Annotated in this window: 11 protein-coding genes and 1 pseudogene; 4 read left to right on the top strand and 8 right to left on the bottom strand. The window is 63.2% G+C overall.

The window, feature by feature from the left end; genetic code table 11:
• The first annotated feature begins 31 nt into the window (after positions 1-31).
• Entirely contained in the window at positions 32-5,548 is a 5,517-nt protein-coding gene (locus tag G3N58_RS08220; RefSeq protein WP_345891000.1) for an AAA family ATPase, read from the top strand.
• 98 nt (positions 5,549-5,646) lie between these two features.
• Here the strand turns inward: G3N58_RS08220 and G3N58_RS08225 are convergent, their stop codons facing one another.
• Positions 5,647-6,612, bottom strand: a complete 966-nt coding sequence (locus G3N58_RS08225) for an AraC family transcriptional regulator (RefSeq protein WP_167037679.1) — start codon at positions 6,610-6,612, stop codon at positions 5,647-5,649.
• Positions 6,613-6,713: 101 nt separating this feature from the next.
• On the opposite strand from G3N58_RS08225, the gene G3N58_RS08230 reads away from it, so the two are divergent.
• Positions 6,714-7,691, top strand: coding sequence for an oxidoreductase (locus G3N58_RS08230; RefSeq protein ID WP_167037676.1), 978 nt, complete (start codon positions 6,714-6,716; stop codon positions 7,689-7,691).
• Positions 7,692-7,721: 30 nt separating this feature from the next.
• Here the strand turns inward: G3N58_RS08230 and G3N58_RS08235 are convergent, their stop codons facing one another.
• The gene (locus tag G3N58_RS08235; RefSeq protein WP_205998905.1) at positions 7,722-8,117 is read right to left on the bottom strand and encodes a nuclear transport factor 2 family protein; all 396 of its coding nucleotides are present in this window, start codon (positions 8,115-8,117) and stop codon (positions 7,722-7,724) included.
• A 56-nt stretch (positions 8,118-8,173) separates the two neighbouring features.
• Positions 8,174-8,788, bottom strand: coding sequence for an NAD(P)H:quinone oxidoreductase (gene wrbA / locus G3N58_RS08240; protein WP_167037672.1), 615 nt, complete (start codon positions 8,786-8,788; stop codon positions 8,174-8,176).
• 363 nt (positions 8,789-9,151) lie between these two features.
• Between wrbA and G3N58_RS08245 the strand changes: the two genes are divergently transcribed.
• Entirely contained in the window at positions 9,152-14,626 is a 5,475-nt protein-coding gene (locus tag G3N58_RS08245; RefSeq protein WP_346778250.1) for an AAA family ATPase, read from the top strand.
• Positions 14,627-15,077: 451 nt separating this feature from the next.
• Here G3N58_RS08245 and G3N58_RS08250 read toward each other — a convergent pair whose 3' ends face one another.
• The gene (locus G3N58_RS08250) at positions 15,078-16,376 is read right to left on the bottom strand and encodes a site-specific integrase (RefSeq protein ID WP_167037667.1); all 1,299 of its coding nucleotides are present in this window, start codon (positions 16,374-16,376) and stop codon (positions 15,078-15,080) included.
• Positions 16,377-17,308: 932 nt separating this feature from the next.
• Positions 17,309-17,428 carry an integrase core domain-containing protein gene (locus tag G3N58_RS08255; protein ID WP_167037664.1) on the bottom strand — a complete coding sequence of 40 codons (120 nt, stop codon included), beginning with the start codon at positions 17,426-17,428 and terminating at the stop codon, positions 17,309-17,311.
• Here G3N58_RS08255 and G3N58_RS08260 point away from each other — a divergent pair.
• A pseudogene (locus G3N58_RS08260) lies at positions 17,417-17,786 on the top strand (transposase); the annotation flags it as partial. The gene G3N58_RS08255 and the pseudogene G3N58_RS08260 sit on opposite strands and share 12 nt — an antisense overlap.
• A gap of 61 nt (positions 17,787-17,847) precedes the next feature.
• Here G3N58_RS08260 and G3N58_RS08265 read toward each other — a convergent pair.
• From G3N58_RS08265 to G3N58_RS08275, 3 genes are all read right to left on the bottom strand, one after another.
• On the bottom strand, positions 17,848-18,654 hold the full coding sequence (locus tag G3N58_RS08265) for a porin (protein WP_346778249.1): 807 nt from the start codon (positions 18,652-18,654) through the stop codon (positions 17,848-17,850).
• 512 nt (positions 18,655-19,166) lie between these two features.
• Positions 19,167-19,619 (bottom strand): Fur family transcriptional regulator, encoded by a 453-nt coding sequence (locus tag G3N58_RS08270; protein ID WP_167037661.1) that lies wholly within the window; start codon positions 19,617-19,619, stop codon positions 19,167-19,169.
• A 547-nt stretch (positions 19,620-20,166) separates the two neighbouring features.
• The gene (locus G3N58_RS08275; protein ID WP_167037659.1) at positions 20,167-21,615 is read right to left on the bottom strand and encodes a basic amino acid/polyamine antiporter; all 1,449 of its coding nucleotides are present in this window, start codon (positions 21,613-21,615) and stop codon (positions 20,167-20,169) included.
• Positions 21,616-21,768 lie beyond the last annotated feature (153 nt).

A 21,768-nucleotide genomic window follows, 5' to 3' on the forward strand; every position in this document is an offset into this window, starting at 1 on the left:
AGCCGGCAGGTCTACGGTGGATGACAGCCACGTGAGTTCCGCATCGGATGGGTCGCGCATCGCCTGGGAAGATGGCGGGCGGGTATTCAGCCGCGAATGGCACATGGACGACGACGGTGCGTGCCGACCCGTGCTCGTCGTGCGGCCCGCTGCCGGGTCGCCGGCACCCGGCTTGCAGGATCGCTTCGCGCATGAATACGCACTCCGGGATGTGCTCGATCCCGCTGCCGCAGCGCGCCCGTTGCGGCTCGTACAGGAACGCGGCCAGCCTTGCCTGATCCTCGAGGATGGTGGCCACGAGCCGCTGGAATGCGCGAGTCTGCCGTTGCCCCTGGCGGATTTCCTGCGCACGGCGATCGGCATTGCCGCCGCGCTGGCGAAACTGCACGCGAGCGGGCTGATTCACAAAGACATCAAGCCGGCTCATATCCTGGTCGATCCCACGAGCGGCGCAACGAAGTTCACCGGGCTCGGCATTGCCGCGTGGCTGCCGCGACAGAAGCTGCCGCTGGAGCCACCCGAGTTCGTCACCGGCACACTCGCCTACCTGGCGCCCGAGCAGACCGGGCGAATGAACCGTCCCGTCGATGCACGCAGCGATCTTTACGCCGTCGGCGTCACGCTTTATCTGCTCGCCACGGGCGCACTGCCGTTCGTGGCATCCGATGCGATGGAATGGATTCACCGCCATATCGCACGCCAACCCGTAGCGCCCAGCGAACGGGCGCCGCACGTTCCCGAGCCGGTCTCGCGCATCGTCATGAAGCTGCTCGCCAAGACGCCCGAAGAGCGCTACCAGACGGCGAACGGCGTTGAACGCGACCTGCGCCGCTGTCTACATCAATGGGAAACGCAAGGCTGCATCGACGATTTCCCGCCCGGCCAACAGGACGTGCCCGACCGCCTGGCGATCCCCGACAAGCTGTATGGAAGAGCACGCGAGATCGAGGCGCTCGTCGGCGCATTCGAGCAGGGTGCCAGAGCCGGTAAGCCGGCGCTGGTGCTCGTGATAGGCCACGCGGGCGTCGGCAAATCGTCGGTCGTCAACGAGTTGAGCAAGACGCTGGTTCCGCAGCGCGCGCTTTTCGCCACGGGAAAATTCGATCAATACAAGCGCGACATACCGTATGCGACGCTCGCGCAGGCGTTCCAGAAGCTCGTACGGCCGCTGCTGAGCCAGCGCGAAGCCGAACTGGGCGACTGGCGCAACGCGATGCTGCAAGCACTCGGACCGGACGCGCGCCTGATGGTCGACCTGGTACCGGAACTCGCGCTCGTCATCGGCGAACCGCCAGCCGTGCCCGAACTGCCGCCGCGGCAGGCGCAGGGCCGCTTCCAGAGCGTGTTCGAGCGCTTTATCGGCGTATTCGCGCGGCCCGAGCATCCTCTCGTGCTCTTTCTCGACGATCTGCAATGGCTCGACGCGGCGACACTCGATGTGCTCGAACATCTGCTGCTCCGCTCGAACCTTCGGCATCTTCTGCTGGTCGGCGCCTACCGGGACAATGAAGTCGATGCCGGCCATCCGCTCGCGCACAAGCTCGAAGCAATGAAAAACGCCGGCGCCGCGCTCGACGAGATCAGGCTCGCGCCGCTCACCCGCGGCCATCTTGCCCGGCTGCTGGCCGATACCATGCGTTGCGAGCCCGCTCACGCCGCGCCTCTGGCGCAGCTCGTGCACACGAAAACGGGCGGCAATCCGTTTTTCGTCAGCCAGTTTTTATACGCGCTGTCAGAGGAGAAACTGCTCAGCTTCGATCATCGCGCCGCGCGCTGGTCATGGGACATCGAGCGCATCTGCGCCACGGGCTACACCGACAACGTGGCGGACCTGATGACCGGCAAGCTCGCCCGCCTGCCGGCGCGGACCCGGCACGCGCTGCGGCAGTTGGCCTGTGTCGGCAATCGCTGCCACGTTTCGATGCTGACCGTCGTGCTCGGCCGTGCCGAAAACAAGCTTCACAGCCTGCTATGGCCGGCGGTATGCCGTGAACTGATCGAGCTGCGCGCGGGCGTCTACCGGTTCACGCACGACCGCATCCAGGAAGCCGCTTATTCGCTGATTCCCGCCGCATTGCGCGCCCGAACGCATCTGCGGATAGGACGGCGCCTCGCGGCGCATACGACCGCTGGACAGCAGGCCGAGGTGATTTTCGACATCGTTGGCCAGTTCAACCGCGGCGCCGTGCTAATCGACTCGCAAGAAGAGCGCACGCAGCTTGCCGCGCTCAATCTGGCCGCGGGCCAGCGCGCGCGAGCGTCGACAGCTTATGCATCCGCCCTCGCCTATCTGAGCGCCGGCGCGTCGCTGCTCACCGACACAGGCTGGGAGCCACGGTGCCCGCTGCGCTTCCCGCTCGAACTCCAGCGCGCCGAGTGCGAGTTCCTCACCGGCGCCACGGCGCATGCGCAAGCGCGCCTCGACGCGCTCGCCACACACGCGGCCACGAACGTCGAACGCGCAGCCGTAACGCGCCTGAGCATCGACCTGCATCATGCGCTGGGAGACCAGGATGAACGCGCCATCGCCGTCGGGCTCGACTATCTGCGCGGACTCGGCATCGACTGGCCGCGCTACCCGTCGGACGAGGCCGCGCAACGCGAATATGAACGGGTCCGGTCGTGTATCGGCGCACGCACGAACGAGGCACTCGTCGCGCTGCCACTGATGCGTGATCCCGACGCGCTCGCGACGCTCGACGTTCTGATCGGACTCGGTCCGCCGGCCTTCCAGTCGCCCCGCTCGCTGAACCTGTTCGTGCTGATTGCCTGCCGTGCGATCGCACTGAGTCTCGAGTCCGGCCACGGCGACGCCTCGTGCTACGCGTACGTGCTGCTCGGCATCGCCGCGGGCGCGCGCTTCGGCGATTACCGGACCGCCTTGCGCTTCGGCACGATCGGCTGCGACCTTGTCGAACAGCGCGGCCTGCAACGCTTCGAGGTAGGCACCCGCGTGCTCTGCGCAAACAACCTTATGCCGTGGACGCAGCACGTCACAACGGGCCGCGAGCTGGCGCGCCTCGGGGCCGAGGCGGCGAACCGGAACTACGACGCTCTTTACGGCGCTCACTCGCACCATCTGCTGATTACCAACCTGCTCGCCGCGGGCGATCCACTCACCGACGTGCGACACGAAGCGGAGCGTGGTCTCGCGCGGGTGCAAAAAACGCAGTATGGCCTCGTGGTCGACATCATCGCCACCCAGCTTCAGCTGGTGCGCACGCTACTCGGCGTAACGCCGAAGTTCGGTGTGCTCGACGACGGGCAATTCGACGAACGCGATCTCGAACGCCAATGGTCGAAGCATTCGGGGTGGGCAACGCCCGAATGCTTCTACTGGATTCGCAAGATGCAGGCACGTTTCTTCGGCCGCGATCATCAAGGCGCCCTCGAAGCATCCCGGCAGGCGCAACGGCTGCTCTGGGGTTTGCCGCTCAGCTTCGAGCTCGCCGAATATCATCTTTACGCGGCACTGTCCCGGGCCGCCGCCTGCGATTGCGCCACGGCCGACGAGCGGCGGCAACACGTATTGGCTCTTTCCGGACACCACAGTCAACTCGCGAAATGGTCGGAGCACTGTCCGCAGAATTTCGCGAGCCGCATGGCGCTCGTCGGCGCGGAAATCGCCCGCCTGGATGGGCACGAACACGATGCCGAACGGCTCTACGATCAGGCGATCCGCACGGCGCGCGAGAACGGCTTCGTGCATCTCGAAGCGCTCGCCTGCGAACTGGCCGCGAGCTTTTATGCGACGTGCGGTCTCGAAGCGTTTGCACTGGTGTTCATACGCCACGCACGCGATGGCTATCTGCGCTGGGGCGCCGACGGCAAGGTGCGCCAGCTCGAACAGATATATCCGCAGTTGAGAAGCAATGAAGCGGCGCCCGCCGCACCGAGAACGATCGAGACGGCCATCGAGCAGCTCGATCTCGCCACCGTGACCGGCATATCCCAGGCCGTGTCGGGCGAGTTCGAACTGGCGAAGCTGCTCGACAAACTGATGCGCATGGCGCTCGAACACGCCGGCGCCGAGCGCTGCCTGCTCACGCTCGCGCGCGACGGCGAACAACGCGTCGCGGCACTCGCGATCACCGCCGGCGATACCGTCGACGTACGGCTGTGCGACGAGCCGGCCAGCGCGGCCATGCTGCCGGAAAGCGTGCTCCAGTACGTGCTGCGCACGCGCGAGAGCGTGATCCTCGACGACGCCCTCGGCGAGCCGCCGTTTGCGGCCGATCCCTATGTGGCCGGACAACGGGTCCGCTCCGTGCTGTGTCTGCCGCTCATCAACCAGACCAAGCTGACGGGCGCGCTGTACCTGGAGAACAATCTGGCCGCACGCGTGTTCGTGCCGGGACGCATCGCGATCTTGAAGCTGCTGGCCTCGCAGGCCGCGATCACGCTGGAAAACGCGCGTCTGTACCAGGTGCTGGCGGAACGCGAAGCGCGCATCCGGCGTCTCGTCGACGCCAATATCGTCGGCATCCTGATCTGGGACACCGAAGGGCATATTCTCGAAACCAACGACGCGTTCCTGCGCATCGTCGGATACGACCGCGACGACCTCGTCTCCGGACGCGTGCGGTGGCCGGAACTGACCTCGTCCGAATGGTTCGAGATCGAGCAGCAGAGAACCCAGGAACTCACCCTGACCGGCGCGTTGCAGCCCTTCGAGAAAGAGCTGTCGTGCCGGGGCGGCAGCCGCGCGTCGGTGCTGATCGGTGTCGCGGCGTTCGAATCGAACTGCAACGAACGCGTCGGTTTCGTGCTCGACCTGACCGAGCACAAACGCGCGGAAGCCCAGGCACGCGAGCACGAGCGGCGCTATCTGGAAGCCCATGTGGAACTCGCGCACGCGAACCGCGCCGCGACGATGGGGCAACTCACGGCCTCGATCGCCCACGACGTCCAGCAGCCGATTACCGCAGCGCTGACCGAGGCGGCCGCGGCGCTGAACTGGCTCGACGCGCGGCCGCCCAACCTAGACGAGATCAGGGAATCGCTCGATGGCATCGTCAGCGCGGGAATGCGAGCCGGCGCCATCGTCGAGCGGATTCGCGCGCTCATCAGAAAAGCGCCGCTACGCAAGGGCTGCGTGAATATCAACGAGACGATTCGCGAGATGATCGACCTGACACGCGGCGAGGCGGCCAAAAGCGGCGTGGCGGTTTCGGCGACGCTGGCCGACGGCCTGCCGCCCGTCCACGGCGACCGCGTGCAGTTGCAGCAGGTCATGCTCAATCTGATCGTTAACGCCATCGAAGCAATGAGTGCGGCGAACTGGACGCCGCGCGAGCTGGGCATCAGCACGGCCCGGCTCTGGTCGAATCGCGTGCTGGTGACGGTACGGGATTCGGGGCCGGGCATCGCCGCCGTGGAGATCGAACACGTCTTCGATGCGTTCTACACGACGAAGGCGCAGGGTCTCGGCATGGGGCTGTCGATCTGCCGATCGATCGTCGAGGCGCACGAGGGCGTGCTTTCGGTCAGCACGGGTACGCCCCATGGCGCCGTGTTCAGATTCGTGCTGCCGAGCGTCGAGCCGTAAAGCGCGCCACCGCGTAACACAAGGCTTCAACGCCTCGCGCCGAAGCCGCGCATGACTGGCCGGCCATGGCCGGGGCCCGGCCTCTTCCGAAGCCGGTTTTACAACTCGGTCGCCGCCTCGCTTTCCGCCATGTCCGGCCAGGACAGCAGGCTCTCTTCGTCGATTGCCCTGCGGCAGCGTCCCGGCGCAATACCGGTCGTGCGCTTGAACGCATGGCTGAACGCGCTTTCCGACGTATAGCCGATCGCCTCGGCGGCCTGCGCGACCGATGCGCCGGCACGCAGCGCCCGCTCGGCCAGATGCATGCGCCAATGGGTCAGATAGGCGAGAGGCGGCACGCCCATTGCCTCGCGAAAGTGCACAGCGAACGAGGTGCGCGACATGCCGGCCTGCTGCGCAAGCTCGTCGAGACGCCATGCCCGCCCGGGATCGGCGTGCATGCAGGCGATGGCGGGAGCGAGGCGCCGGTCGCCCAGCGCTCGCAGCCAGCCGCCGTCGCTGTCCGGCGACTGCATGACATACGCCCTGAGCGTCTGCACGAAAAGAAGCTGTGCCAGCTCCGTCAGCACGCCAGACCAGCCGGGACGCGCTGGCGGCGTCATTTCGAGCACCATCTGTTCGAGCAGCCACGCGAGGCTTGCCGCCTCGCGCCGGGCGCCGCTCACATGAATGACGGGCGGCAGGCCGCCGCGCAGCAGTCGCTGGTGCCGCGCGTCGATCCGCACCATGCCGCCCAGCATCATGAAATCCGCACCGTGCCCGATCCGGTAGTCGCCGTTGTCGTCCCGCGCGAGCGGCGTCGCGCGCGCATGCTCTACGAGGCGAGGTTCGCTCGCCAGAATCAGCGAAGCGGAACCGTTCGTCACCAGCACGTCGCCGCGCTCGAACCGCGCAGGGGCGGCCATTCCCTCCATGAAGAACCAGCAGGCGCCGCCGGCGGCGGCGCACAGCTTCACGGCGTCGAGCTGGTCAAAACGGCGCACCCAGCTTCCGCCCGCGACGAACCGCCCGGCAAGCGTGCAGCGCGCCCGCACGAGATCGAGCAGGTCCGAAAGAAGATCCATTGCCATATTCGAACTCCCTCACATAAAACACGCGCTTTCAAGCATTCCGCGTACGAACGGCGCAGGCTAAAGTGGGCCCGTCAAACAAACGGAGTCACGCCATGTCCACTACCTTGCAGGCGCCCATCGGCTCCGGGTTCGGCCCCGCTTCCACCGCCGCCGACGTGATGGTGGGCGTCGATCTGAGCGGCAGGCACGTGGTCGTCACGGGCGGCTATTCCGGCATCGGCATCGAAACGGTCCGCGCGCTGCGCCCGGCCGGCGCAACGATCCATGTGCCGGCTCGCGACATGAGCAAAGCCCGCGCGGCACTGCGCGACATGCCGGGCGTGATTCTGGAACAGATGGACCTGCTGGACCCGGCGTCGATCGACAGGTTTGCCGAACGCGTGCTCGCGACAACTGACACGCTGCACCTCCTCGTCAACAACGCCGGGATCATGGCACCGCCGCTCCTGCGCGATGCACGCGGCTACGAATCTCAATTCGCGGCCAACCATCTTGGTCATTTTCAGCTGACCTGCCGGCTGTGGCCGGCCTTGCGCCGCGCGCAAGGCGCCCGCGTAATTGCGCTGAGTTCCTACGGCCACCGGCGCGCGGGCATCGACTTTCGCGATCCTAACTTCATCGCGCGCACCTACGACCCGTGGGTTGCCTACGGGCAATCCAAGACCGCCAATGCGCTGTTCGCCGTCGCACTCGACTCGATCGGACAACGCGAGAACGTGCGAGCGTTCTCCGTGCATCCCGGCGGTATCGCGACGCCGCTCATCCGCCACATGCCGCAGGCGCTGATCGATGCGAGCGAAATCATCGACAAGGCAGGCAAGCCGATCATCGATCCGCAGAACAACAAGAAAACGCCGGAACAAGGTGCCGCCACCACGCTATGGTGCGCGACGAGCGCGCGGCTCGCCGGCATGGGGGGCGTTTACTGCGCCGACTGCGAGATCGCGCCCGCCCTGCCCGCCGACGATTCGGCTGAACTGCGTGGCGTACGGCCGCGCGCGATGGACCCGGTCGCGGCCGGGCGGCTCTGGCAACTCAGCGAGCACTTGACCGGCGTGCATATCGACTGAGCGGACTGGCAAACGGCAGGTCGCGCGCCCCTACTCGTCGATGTGCGTATACAGCTTGTTGACGATCAGCCAGCGCCCGTCCACCTTCAGCAGCGACAGGAAATCGTAGTAGTTGTTTCCCGACATCTTCACGCGCACCTTGGCCGACGCCATATTGCCGACGACCTCGACGCCGAGCACGGACATCCCGTAGGGTTCGTTCAGCGAAGCCGGACTCTGTCGCGATCTCACGCCTTGCAGGTATACATTGAGCGTCTTCTGCACGATCTCCCCGCGAACTTCGGCAAAGAGCAACGAGGCCGGATGAAAGGTGGACTGCAAAGCCGCTACGTCGCCGCTGTAAATCGCGTCCAGATACACCTGAAGTTTCCTCAGGATATCGAAGTGCGAATTATCGACGGCTCGTGCATTCGGGTGGGCTTGCATTTCGCTGCTCCTGAAAACGTCACGCTTGCTGCCGGTGACCGCGCCGGCGCACGCGGTTACTGATTGCGGCCGCGCAGCAGCGCGGTCGTAATCCCGGCGATATGACGGCCCTGAAAGCGTGCCCCGTCCAGTTCGTTATCGCTCGGTTGACGCTTGCCATCCGCGCCGGCCAGTGTCGTCGCGCCGTAGGGCGCGCCACCCGTGATCTCGTTCATGTTCGTCAGGCCGCTGTACGAGTACGGCAAGCCGACCGTGATCATGCCGTGGTGCATCATCGACGTCAGGATCGAGAACAGCGTGGTTTCGGCCCCGCCGTGCTGGCTCGCCGTCGACACGAACGCGCCGCCGACCTTGCCGATCAGTTTGCCTTGCGCCCACAGGCCGCCCGTCTGATCGAGGAAGTTGGCCAGTTGCGACGAGACGCGGCCAAAGCGTGTCGGGCTGCCGATGATGATCGCATCGTAGTCCACAAGTTCTTCGGGACGCGCGACAGGCGCGGCCTGCTCGAGCTTGGCACCCGCCCTCTGCGCGACCTCCAGCGGCATGAGTTCCGGCACGCGCCTGACGGCGACTTCCGCGCCGGCGCCCTGCGCACCTTCGGCAATGGCGTTGGCCAGATGTTCGGTATGGCCGTAGGTCGAGTAGTAGAGGACGAGTACTTTGGCTTTCATTCTGGACTCCCTGGTTATGCTCGCCTGACCGGAAGCGGTCGCGAGCCGGCATTCGGATACCGCCGATTGCGGATAGTACTCATCGGCGCCGACGGACAGAATGTAGACGGCATTGCGCGTCGAATAAACAGCGCCGCTGGAAAGATTGCGTATCCACGATGTAAAGAGTCGCGGTCGAACGGATTCGCTCGACGAGTGCGGCGTGGAGACCGTCCTCCCGATATAGTAGACTGCACCGATCCCTGCGGGCCAGGCAGTCTGCGGGTTCCCGGCGAGATCGAACTACCCGGCTCCACTTCGGACGCGTATCAAGTGAACTTCGGATCGAATTCGCCACGCTTCGCCTGGAAGAACAGCGAATGCGTGTTCTATCGGGAATCGCGCGCAGGCGACAATGGAGAGCGCCGCGCGGTGCTCGTCGTAAGACCTGCCACGGACTTCGCAACTGAGCGACTGGCAGAACGGTTCGCACACGAATACGCGCTCAAGGACGTGCTCGACCCCATCGCAGCGGCCCGCCCATTGCTGCTCACATGCGAACGGAGGACGCCCTGCCTCGTACTCGAGGATTGCGGCAACGAGCCACTGGAATTGATACCGGCACCCTTGTCGTTGCTGCGTTTCCTTCGGCTGGCCCATGGTATCGCCGGCGCGCTCGGCAGACTTCATGCGCGCGGCTTGATCCATCGGGATATCAAGCCCGCCCATATCCTGGTCGATCGCCATGTCGGCGAAGCGAAGTTCACGGGCTTCGGCATTGCCACCCAGGGGCCACGCCAGCGTCAGTCGCTGGAGCCGCCGGAATTCATCGCCGGCACGCCTGCGTACATGGCACCCGAGCAGACAGGACGGATGAATCGCTCGATCGATTCGCGCTGCGACCTCTATGCGCTCGGCGTCACGTTCTACCTGCTGGTGACGGGAATGCTGCCCTTCGCCGCTACCGATCCGATCGAGTGGCTCCACTGCCATATCGCACGACAGCCGCTGGCGCCGAGCGAACGGGCGCCGCACATTCCCGAGGCGGTCTCGCGCATCATCATGAAGCTGCTGGCCAAAATGCCCGAGGACCGCTACCAGACAGCCGCCGGCGTCGAACACGACCTGTGCCGCTGCCTCGATCAATGGGACACGCAAGGCCGTATCGACGACTTCCTGCCCGGTGCGGGCGACGTGCCGGACCATCTGCTGATCCCCGAAAAACTATACGGGCGGTCGCGTGAAATCACGCGCCTCGTCGGCACATTCAATCACGTCATCCGGAACGGCTCCCCCGCCCTGATTCTCGTCACCGGGTATTCGGGCATCGGCAAGTCGTCGATCGTCAACGAACTGCACAAGGCGCGGGTGCCGCCTCGCGGGCTCTTCGCCGCGGGCAAGTTCGAGCGGGGCAAAAGCGACATACCGTATTCGACGCTCGTACAGGCTTTCCAGAGCCTCGTGCGGCCGCTGCTGGGCAAGCACGAGGCCGAGCTGAGCGCCTGGCGGGACGCGCTGCTGAAGGCGCTGGGACCGAACACCCAGTTGATGGTCGAACTGGTGCCTGAACTCGAATTCATCGTGGGTGCACAACCGCCGGCGCCGGAGCTGCCTCTCGAGGAAGCACGCAGCCGCTTGCATCTCGTGTTCCAGCGTTTCATCGGCGTCTTCGCGCGGCCGGAACATCCGCTCGCGCTGTTCCTCGATGATCTGCAGTGGCTCGATGCCGCTACGCTGGACGTGCTCGAATATCTGCTGGTCAGCTCCGATCTGCGACACCTGCTGCTGGTCGGCGCATACCGGGACAACGAGGTCGATGCCGATCATCCACTCGCGCTCAAGCTCGCCATGATCCGCAAAACCGGCACACGGGTCGACGAAATCGCGCTCGCCCCACTCACGTGCGAGCACGTGACGCAACTGGTGGCGGATACGATTCGCCGCGATCCCGAATCGGCCGCGCCGCTCGCCCAGCTCGTGCATGCGAAGACGGGTGGCAATCCGTTTTTCGTCAACCAGTTTCTCCATGCGCTTGCCGAGGAAAACCTGCTGACCTTCGATCACCGCGCCGCGTGCTGGTCGTGGGACATCGGACAGATTCACGCCACCGGTTACACCGACAACGTAGCAGATCTGATGGCCGGCAAACTCGCACGATTGCCGGCGCCCGCGCAGCATGCGCTGCAACAGCTCGCCGGCCTCGGCGGCGACTGCACGATCGCGATGCTGTCGGCCGTGCTGGATGCGACCGAGTGCGAAGTCCACGATTTGTTGTGGCCGGCGCTGCGCAACGAACTGGTCGAACTCGGCGGCGGTGTCTACCGGTTCACTCACGACCGTGTCCAGGAAGCCGCCTATGCGCTGATTGCCACCCCGTCGATCGCGCACACGCATCTGCGGATCGGGCGCTGCCTTCTCGCGCATACGCCTCCCGCGCAACTGGAAGAGAACATTTTCGACATCGTCGGCCAACTCAATCGCGGCGCCGGCCTGATCGATTCGCGGGATGAACGCGAGCAGCTCGCCGAACTCAATCTGCTTGCGGGACGCCGCGCCAGGGCGTCGGCGGCCTATGCCGCCGCGCGTGCCTATACCGGCGCCGGCGCAGCGCTGTTGACCGGGGACAGTTGGGCGCGCCGTCATGCGTTGTGCTTTTCGCTCGACAGCCTGCGCGCCGAATGCGACTTCCTGACCGGTGCCACGGCCGACGCGCGGATGCGGCTCGATGAACTTGCCGGACACGCGCTCACGCACGTCGAGCGGGCCGCCGTCGCCTCGCTCGGCATCGACCTGTACTTTTCGCTCGGCGACCGAAACGACCGCGCCATTGCGATCGGGCTCGACTATCTGCGCGGCGCGGGTATCGGCGTGTCGCCGCATCCGACCGACGACGAAGCGCAAGAGGAGTACGAACGGATCGTGTCGCGCCTTCGCGAGCGCAGCGATGAAGATCTCTTCGCGCTTCCGCTGATGACCGATCCCGACTCGCTCGCGACGCTGCACGTCCTGATCAAGCTCGGCCCGCCCATCTTTCAGACGGGCCAACGCATCAACCTGTTCGTGCTGCTGTTCTGCCGCGCGATCGCGCTAAGCCTCGAATATGGCCATGCCGATGCGTCGTGCCCCGCCTATACCCAACTCGGCGTCGCCGCGGGCGCGAGATTCAACGACTACCGGACCGCATTCCGGCTGGGCCGGCTCGCCTGCGGACTCGTCGACCGGCGCGCACTGACACGCTTCGAGGCCCGAACGCACACGACCTTCGCCGCCGGCCTGGCACACTGGGCGCAGCATGTCCGCGCCGGACGCGATCCGCTGCGCCGCGCGGCGCAGGTCGCGGAGCGGCACGGCAATCTCCTCTACGGCGCGTACTCGCGCGTCCAGATGACCACCAACCTGCTCGCCGCAGGCGACGCCTTGCCCGAGGTGCTTCGCGAGGCGGAGCATAGTCTCGTCTTCGCGCGCAAGACGCAGTACGGCGGGCTGGTCGACATCATCGAAGCGCAGCGCCAACTGGTCCGGACACTGTGCGGCCTGACGCCGGGATTCGGCACCTTCGACGACAGCCAGTTCGACGAACGCGGGATCGAACAGCGATTCGCCACGCACCCGGGCTGGCCCAGTCCAAGATGCTTCTACTGGGTGCGCAAGATGCAGGCGCGCTTCTTCGCCGGCGATCACGAGGCAGCCGTCGAGGCAGCCGCGCAGGCGCAACGCTTCCTGTGGGGCGTGCCGTTGAGCTTCGAACTGGCTGAATATTACTTTTACGCGGCCCTCTCCCACGCACTCGCGTTCGACTTTGCACCGCTCGGCGAACGGCAGCGGCACCGGGCCACCCTCGCCGGACACCAGCGGCAACTCGAAGCCTGGTCGGCCGATTGTCCCGAGAACTTCGCCTGCCGCTCGGCACTGGCCGGAGCCGAACTCGCCCGCATCGACGGAGACGAACCCGGCGCCCGGCAACGCTTCGAGCGGGCCATCCGGTCGGCTCGCGAGAACGGCTTCATCCATATCGAGGCGCTCGCTTGCGAGCTGGCCGCGCGCTTTCATGCGACGCGCGGCCTCGAAACGTTTGCGCAGATGCTCCGGCGCAGCGCACGCGACGCTTATCTGAACTGGGGTGCCGACGGCAAGGTGCGGCAGCTCGAAGAGACGTATCCGCACCTTCGTACGCGCGAGCCCGTGCTCGCCGCGACGAGGGCGATCGAGACATCGGTCGAGCGCCTCGATCTTTCGATCGTGACCGGAATATCTCAAGCCATGTCCGGCGAATTCGAACTGGCGCAATTGCTCGACAAGCTGCTGCGCATCGCGCTCGGGCACGCGGGCGCGCAGCGCTGCGTGCTGACGCTCGCGCGCGGCGACGAGCAGCGCATCGCCGCGCATGCAAGCGTAGCCGGCGACGCCGTCGTCGTGACGCTCTGCGATGAACCCGCCACGACGGCGAGGCTGCCGGAGAGCGTGCTCCAGTACGTCGTACGCACGCGCGAGAGCATCCTGCTCGACGATGCGTGCACCGGAGCAGCGCCGTTTGCCGCCGATGCCTATATCGGCGCGCATCGGGTCCGCTCGGTTCTCTGCCTGCCGCTCGTCAACCAGACCAAGCTGGTCGGCACGCTATACCTCGAGAACAATCTGGCGGCTCGCGTCTTCGTGCCGGGCCGGATCGCAGTGCTGAAGCTGCTGGCCTCGCAAGCCGCGACCACGCTGGAGAATGCGCGCCTGTATCAGGAACTGGCCGAACGCGAGGCGCACATCCGCCGCCTGATCGATGCCAATATCGTCGGCATCGCGATCTGGCATACGGCGGGCCGGATTTTCGAGGCCAACGACGCCTTTCTACGTATCATCGGATATTGCCGCGACGATCTCGTAGCGGGACGCATCCGCTGGACCGAGCTGACGCCGCCCGAGTGGCATGAGATCGACAGGCAAAAAATTCAGACGCTGATGACGGCCGGCAAGCTGGCGCCATTCGAGAAAGAATATTTCAGAAAGGACGGCAGCCGCGTGTCGGTGCTGATCGGCATGGCGCTGCTCGAAGCAGGCGGCGACGAAAGCATCGGCTTCGTACTTGACCTGACCGAGCGCAAGCGAGCTGAAGCCGAAGCGAGCGAGAACGAGCGGCGCTACCTCGAAGCACAAATGGAACTGGCACATGCCAACCGCGTGGCGACGATGGGCCAGCTCACCGCCTCGATCGCTCACGAAGTCCAGCAGCCCATCACAGCGGCCGTCACGCATGCGGCGGCGGCCCTGCATTGGCTGAAGGCCACCCCACCCGACCTGGGGGAAATCAGGGAATCGCTCGATGACATCGTCAGCGCCGGCAGGCGAGCCGGCGGCATCATCGAGGGAATCAGGGAGCTGGTCAAGAAGGCCCCGCTCCGTCAAGAGCAGGTGGATATCAACGAGGCCGTTCGCGCCGTGATCGATCTGGTGCAAGGCGAAGCATCGAAAAACGGCGTTTCGGTCACGACTTCACTCGATGCGGACTTACCGTTCATGCTGGGCGACCGCGTACAGCTTCAGCAACTCATGCTCAACCTGATCATGAATGCAATCGAGGCGATGTGCACGACAAGCGGCAAGCCACGCGAATTGCAGATCAGCACGACGGGACATGCGCCGAACTGCGTATCGGTTGTCGTGCGCGATACCGGCCCCGGGCTGCCGACGAAGGAAACCGAGCGCGTTTTCGATGCGTTCTACACGACGAAGACGCGGGGTCTCGGCATGGGTTTGTCGATCTGCCGTTCGATCGTCGAAGCACATCGGGGAAAGCTTCACGCGAGCGCCAACGTTCCCCACGGCGCGGTCTTCGAGTTCGTGCTTCCTGGTAGCAATAAGGCCAGTTGATGAATAGCTGGCGCACTGAGCGCCGGGCTGTTGAAGACAGCGGCATGCCTCAACCAGCCCCACGAAACAAAGGAAGTCAACGGACCAGGACAGTAAACCAGGGAATAGAGGCGAGACTGAGAAGCCGACCCAGCAAGGGTTTCAGCTCCCCCAACAGAACGCGCTGGAGCTTGATAGTCCAGTGCCGGGATCGTCCGGAAGAATCCACTGTTTTGCGTATACAAATACGTATATTTTCGATATGAAATAAAAATATTTATTTAATTTTCAAATACTTAAACTTTATATTCGAGTCCTCTCCTGAACCAGAAAATATTTTACCAAATAGATAGGAATCCAACGTACCCAGGATAATTTTCCACCCATGCCGAAATTTTGTTTATTCGCCCAGCGTCAAACATGGCGATCCGAATGCAAACAAGTACATTCTTGAGCACATAGAAGTTCGAACTTAAGAGATGTACTCACGAGTCTTGACTGGCTGTGTCGACGCGAGAACGCTCATCTTTGGATTGATGGCAATCCAGTCGTCCAGCATATCCGCCCACGCCTGGAGCATCTCCCTCCTCTGCTCTGCATACTCGGCCTTGTTGTAGACCGCGCGCACGCCACGCTGTTCGTGAGCGAGGCATTTCTCGATCCAGTCGGTGTTGAACCCTGTTTCGTGCAACAGTGTGCTGGCCGTCCGACGCAGATCATGCACCGTGAACGGATCAAAATCCACCCCGTCGTCGCGTATCAGCTTGACCGTGCTGTCGATGACACGGTTCAGGGTCGCCGCACTTATCGGGGAAGCCGTCTCATAGCGGCCCGGATGCACGTACGAACTCGCTCCGAAGCACGTCTTGAATGCGACCAGAATGTCCAGAGCCTGTTGGCTAAGATAGATAATGTGAGAGCGGCCGGCCTTCATCCGTTCCTTCGGAATTGTCCAGACTGCGGCGTCGAAATCTATCTCACTCCACATCGCCAGAATGAACTCGGACTTGCGCACCGGCGTGAGCAGCATGAATCTGATAGCAAGACGCAGCGTAGGCATCGTCGGCGTCCGTTCCAATGCACTGAAAAACACATGGATTTCTGCGGGCGACAGTGCACGATCACGCGGCTTGAAGGTGGCGATGGCAGACGGGCGGATGGCCTCCGCAGGATTGTCCACCTTTAGTCCTCGCGCCTGCACGAAACGATAGACCTGCAGAACGATGTCGCGCGCCTGCACGGCAGGGGCCGCGGCGCCCCTCTCCTTGATCTTCTCGCAGCGCGCCATCAGTCGTGCGGGCGTGATCTCTTCCAACTTCAGCCGGCCGAATTCCGACGCGAGATTCCGCTCGTATACCGATTTGCGCATCGCTCGTGTTGAGTCGGCAAGAGCAGTCTCCACAAAGTATTTCTCCGCCCACTTACCGAACGTTAGCGCCTCGGTCGCCTCGACCCGTTTCTCGACTTTCGCACGTGACGGACTTTCTCCGCGTTGGATGGCTCCGTAGGCTTGGTCGCGTAGAAGCCGGGCTTCCGGGAGGCTAATAGCCATTCCGAATCCGAGTTCGTCTAGCTTGCGTGGCTTCCGTGCGGAAAGTGATGGATCGTACCGACCGATAACCAGGGTTTCCCGGCGACCGTTCACCCGGTAGTCGTACCGGAAGCTCACCGCGCCTGACGGCGTCACTGCCGCATATAGCCCACGCTGATCGGCAACCTTGTAGATCTTCTGGGCCGGCTTCAGCGCTCGCAACTGCATGTCTGTGAGCATAGGGACTCCTCGAACGTATACCGTCAACCGATACCGTCAGACTGACTTGACGGTATCGGACAAGGCCGTCCGAGGAAGAAATGTCGGTACCGTCACCGATACCGACATTTCCTCCGGGCACTGTCCGGATCCCATCGGATCGCCGCGGACAATAACCCTCTGTTTTTTAACGGAAAAACAGGAAAAACCGGACCTCCCGGAACGACCTGGGAGCAGTCTAAATCATTCCCACTCCAAAATATTCCAGTAACGTCCATTAGACGCCTGCGCTCGGAGTATCAACGGCGTTAACGAGACGGCGCGCCGCATTCACGATTCGCCGGAAACTCGATAATCTCCTCGGAACGCACAGTTGAGGTTCGTGCGGATAAGGTCAAGCGCGACTGACTTTGCCGTCGATATGAGACGTAGCTTCACGAGTCTCGCGTCCGCCGTCGAGCTTGCACGTCGACGATACACTGCCGTCCGTGAGTGAAAAACCCGTCTGAAACGTCATTCTCGCGAATGATGATAGAAGTTCCGCGACACGCGCCTGATCGGCCCACTTGTGCCATCCACAAGCAATTGCCGACCGACCGCTTCCACTAGGGCATGAGACACTCGCCGGCGAGACCTTGTTGGCTGCACACTCCCTACAATTCTGTTTGGCGTGGTAGTGAGATTGACCCGCTTCGACGGACGGATTTGCGGTTTCGATCGATGTGTGGTTGGCCTCCATTGATCGATGAGTCGCAGGTTGTCCACGGGCGGGCGGCGGGTCGCCTGTCACGACCATGACGCCGCCCGACGATGGGCAACCTGCATGTCGGAGCGCCCAGTTTTTTTATGTGCGACTCTTCGAATTCGAGCGGCGAATAGTAGCCGATGCTGCTATGTAAGCGACGCACGTTGTACCAGCCCTCGAGGAACCAGAAGAGACGACGTCGAGCCTGTTAATGGGTCGGAAAGTGTTCTCGCGACAGCAACTCCGCTTCGAGCGTGCCGAAGAATGATTCGCACATGGCGTTGTCGTAGGCGTCACCGGCCGTGCCCATCGACGGCTGCTCGCTCACCCTCTTTGGCCGGTCCTGACCAGCATGCCGGGAGTCGGCGTCAGGACCGCCGCCAGACTTCTCACCGAGGTCGCACACAAAGCATTTGCTTCGGCAGGTTACCTGGCGCTCAGGCTCATCCATCCGTGGCGAGCATCCGTCCAGGCGCGGCAACAAGGTGCTCAAACGCGCCTTGTTTCTATCTGCCTTCGCGGCCTTGAGAGACCCCGTCTCACGGGCTTATTACGCACGCAAGGTCCAGCAGGGAAAGCGACATAACCAGGCCCTCATCGCACTGGCACGGCGACGCTGCGACGTCCTGTTCGCCATGCTGCGCGACGGCTCCATTTACCAACCCAAGTCAGCCCCTAACGCTTGACGAAGGACATAGGGGCACCCCTCAGCGGGGTTTGCGCCGCTCGCTCCTCGTGGCCGGCACTTCAATGCGCGCCTGGCGCGCAATGATCTCGGGCAGCGGTAAGGGTTGTGCTTTCGGCACAATCGGCAATGGCTGCAAGCCCGTTTTGTTGGTCAGCCATCGCGTCCACGCACCAGCGCGCACGGGCGAATATACGCGCCGCCAGATACCATGTGCCGTTCGTCCACGACGCGACAGCGCCCTCGTTCGACGCGTTCGGCGACACGCCGGCCTGGCCGTTGAACGCATAGAGGAAGGTTGCGCCGAAACCCATGATGCGCGGCGTGGTCCACGTTGCCGCGTTGTTTGTGCGCACGAGCACCTGACTCGAACCCGGGCCGAGGTCGGCGTTGTAGCCGACACCCTTCGGCGTTTGCACCGCACCGCCCACGAGCCACGTGACGACCGAATTCGTCGTCACTTCGCCGAACGGGTCGACGAAGGGCGGCAGATTCGCGGTCGGCTGCAGGCCGAGGCGCACCACGCCCCAGCTTGCCGAATTGAGGCCAACCCACGCGGCGCGATCGAACAGCGTATTGCTGGTGCCGAACGTGCCGTTGTTCGCCATGAAGCCGTTTTCAAGATTGAATTCCGCCTTCAGGCCGCCACCGAGGTCTTCCCGGCCGAACAAGCCGAATTGCGACGTGTGAACGCCGCCGCTCTGCGTCTGCCAGCGCGAATTGCCGCTCACACTCTGGAAATTGAGGCCCATGTCGACGGCGCCATAGAGCGAAATGCCGGTCTGCTGGATAGCGGATGGCATCGACGGCCACTCGGACAGCACTCGCTGAAAATACGAGTCGGCCCAAGCCGTGTGAGAAAACAGCACCGCTGCTGCAGCACAAAACGGTCTTCTTATATTTCATGTGACTCCTCGTTGTCGGCATCGTTATGGGTAGAGTCTTGCCGCCGATCCGGCGCCGCACCAGTCAGCGATAGCACATTGCGAATGTCGGACTACAGGGAGTATTGCTCGACAAAAATGGCCCGGCAGGCGACACCGATCGGCAACGTCTGATCGTTGAAGTCATGGCCGGATTTGTCGATCATGCAACCGCCGTGGCCCTCGTGCCCGTTGCCGGGCGCGACGTTGCAACCGGGCACCGGCCTGGGCGTTCACGAACAGCCCTCGTCGTTCATCATGCGCCAGCGGCAACGGCACGATATTACCCGAGTCGATGACCGTGACGACGGCCGTGCGGGTGCGCTCGATTGCACACACGGACCGCCGTTGCCGAGGCTAGGACCGATTCGTCTATCGAATGTTTCGAATTGCTTATTTTCTGCTCGGGTGTGCGGCGCACGCGACCAGTCGGAACGAGTGGCGTCGGATGTGCTCTGCTATCTTCTGCCCACCATGCGCATCTGCACCTTGCCCGTTCTACAGTCGGGACACAGGCCGAATAGTACGAGGTGCCGTCCCGATACGTCGAAGTCGAGTTGATCCGCGACCGCCTGTTGACGCGCGTCGATCTCTTCGTCGAAGAACTCGCGGATGCCGCCGCATTCGGTACACACGATGTGATCGTGCGGCTTGCCGTCATTGAACTCGTAAACCAGGCAGCCTTCGCCGAGTGCAACGCTGCTCAACAACCCGCTGTCCACGAGCAGACCTAGCGCGCGATAAAGCGTCCCCAGGCTCATATTCGGCGTATCGCCATTCAGGCGCTTGTAGACCTGATCCGCGCTGAAATGCTCATGGGCGTGCTGATGAAAAAACTCCAGCACGAGGACACGCGGAAGCGTGGGCCGCAAGCCGGCCTGCTCGAGAATTCGATGAATGTTCATGGACATGATGGCAACGCGGCGCAGGCGATCGCGCCGTTGGAGAGGACTGTCGTCGCCGGTCGATGCGAAGAAAGGGGCGGGACGGTTATCGCCCGGCTCTCGCAGGACGAATGGAAAGAGGAGAGACTATGAGAGCTGCATCCTTAGGAGAACCTTAAGGTCGTTGTTGAGTTGCGGCGAATTTCGTTTTTATGCCATGGCTTCGCGCCAGGTGTTGCCATGAGAAATTCATTGGCTGCATGCGACGTGAAGAAGTTTTAGCTCCCGCCTGCAATGTGATGCGCGATCGCCAGATCGACCGGCCTATACCCGCTTTTGTTGACAGTTGTCCATGATGTTCGCGAGTTATCGCAATTCATGAAGCGGCAGCATTGCCGCGCTTGAGATGGAGTGCTGCAATATTCGCGATAATTTTAGGTATTCATTTTCCTGTCATACGCGATTCGACGACGAATTCGCGCGCCGGTTTGGAAACGCTCCGTTGCTATGGTTTGCCACGCAGTACCCCGAATTGCGTGAACATTTGCAGATCACGACAGCGAAGCCCGAAGTCTTAAATGACAATGCCCCCAGACACAAGACCAACCAACGCGCCAACAGCGCCACACACCGCGACAGCAAAGATAACCCACTCAGCCTTGGAAAACACACGCTGGCCACGCTCGCGTTTCGCCAGCACGTAAAGCACCGAACCCGGCGCATAGAGCAACGCCGACAGCATCAGAAATTTGGCGCCCCCCGCGAACAGCAGAAAGGCCGTATACAACGTCGCGAACGCCGCAATGAAATATTCCCTGCGTAACACGCGGCTCAAAGCACGGTCGCCATGTTGCTCGCTATGCTCGCGATCGTGACGCGCAGCCTTGATGCCATACGCGGCCACGAGAAAATACGGAATCAGCGCCATCGAACTCGTGAGATTGAGCATCAACGCGAATGCATCGGTCGACCAGTATGTGCTGATCACGAACATCTGCACGACGCTGCTGGTCAGCCAGATAGCGGCGACCGGCAGCTTGCGCTCGTTCTGCCGCGAGAAGATGCGCGGCATCGTCTCCATGCGCGCGGCGGCAAACAGCACCTCGGCACAGATCAGCGACCATGCGAGGTAAGCGCCGAGAATCGAAACGATCAGCCCCACACTGACAAACACCACACCGAATGGACCGAGCAGCGCACCGAGCACCGCGGCCATCGAGGGCTGGCGCATCAGCGCGATGTCGGCACGCGGCAATGTCGCGTAGGGCAGCAGCGTCACGAGAACCAGCAGGCACAATACCGCCGCGAAGCCCGAGACCGTGGCGGTGCCGACGTCGGCGCGCTTTCTCGCATAGCGCGAGTACACGCTCGCGCCCTCTATGCCGACAAAGACGAACACGGTAACGAGCATCGTGGCCCGCACCTGCGAGAAGAGTCCTGCTCCCAACTCGCCATGACCTTCCCAGAGATTCGCGCGGAACATATCGGCGCGGCACAAGACGATCAGAATGCCGATGAACAGCACGATCGGAATCACCTTCGCGACGGTGACGATCGTATTGATCATCGTCGCCTGCTGCACGCCGCGCAGCATCACGAGGTGAAACAGCCATATGCCCAGCGACGACACGATGATCGCAATCGCCGTATTGCCGTTGCCGAATGCGGGAACGAATGCACCGAGTGTCGACTTGATCAACACCCAGTAGGACACATTGCCGAAGCATCCCGCCATCCAGTAGCCGAATGCGGACAGAAAGCCCGCGTAGTCGCCGAAGCCCGCCCTTGCGTACGCGAACACGCCGGCATCGAGTTCGGGACGCCGCTCGGCCAGCGCCTGAAAAACGCGCGCCAGTGCATACATGCCGATGCCCGCCACGCACCACGCGATGATCGCGCCAGCCGGCCCGGTCGCCCGCGCAAAGTTGCGCGGCAGCGAGAAAATCCCCGCCCCCACCATGGAGCCGACGACCATCGCGGTCAATGCGGGCAACGACAGTTTCGTCTCAACCTGGGTTGTCATCGTCCACCATTCGGAGAAGCCGATTTCTTCCGGAAAAGGACTGACGTGGAATCAGCACGCACACGGTATATGCTTCTCGTTGTGCAATGCATCCATGTCACCCACTCCGCATGCGATGCAAACCATTCTCCCGATCAGGCAACCTGTGTCCTA

The sequence above is a fragment of the Paraburkholderia sp. Ac-20342 genome, assembly GCF_017104985.1.
Taxonomy (GTDB): Bacteria; Pseudomonadota; Gammaproteobacteria; order Burkholderiales; family Burkholderiaceae; genus Paraburkholderia.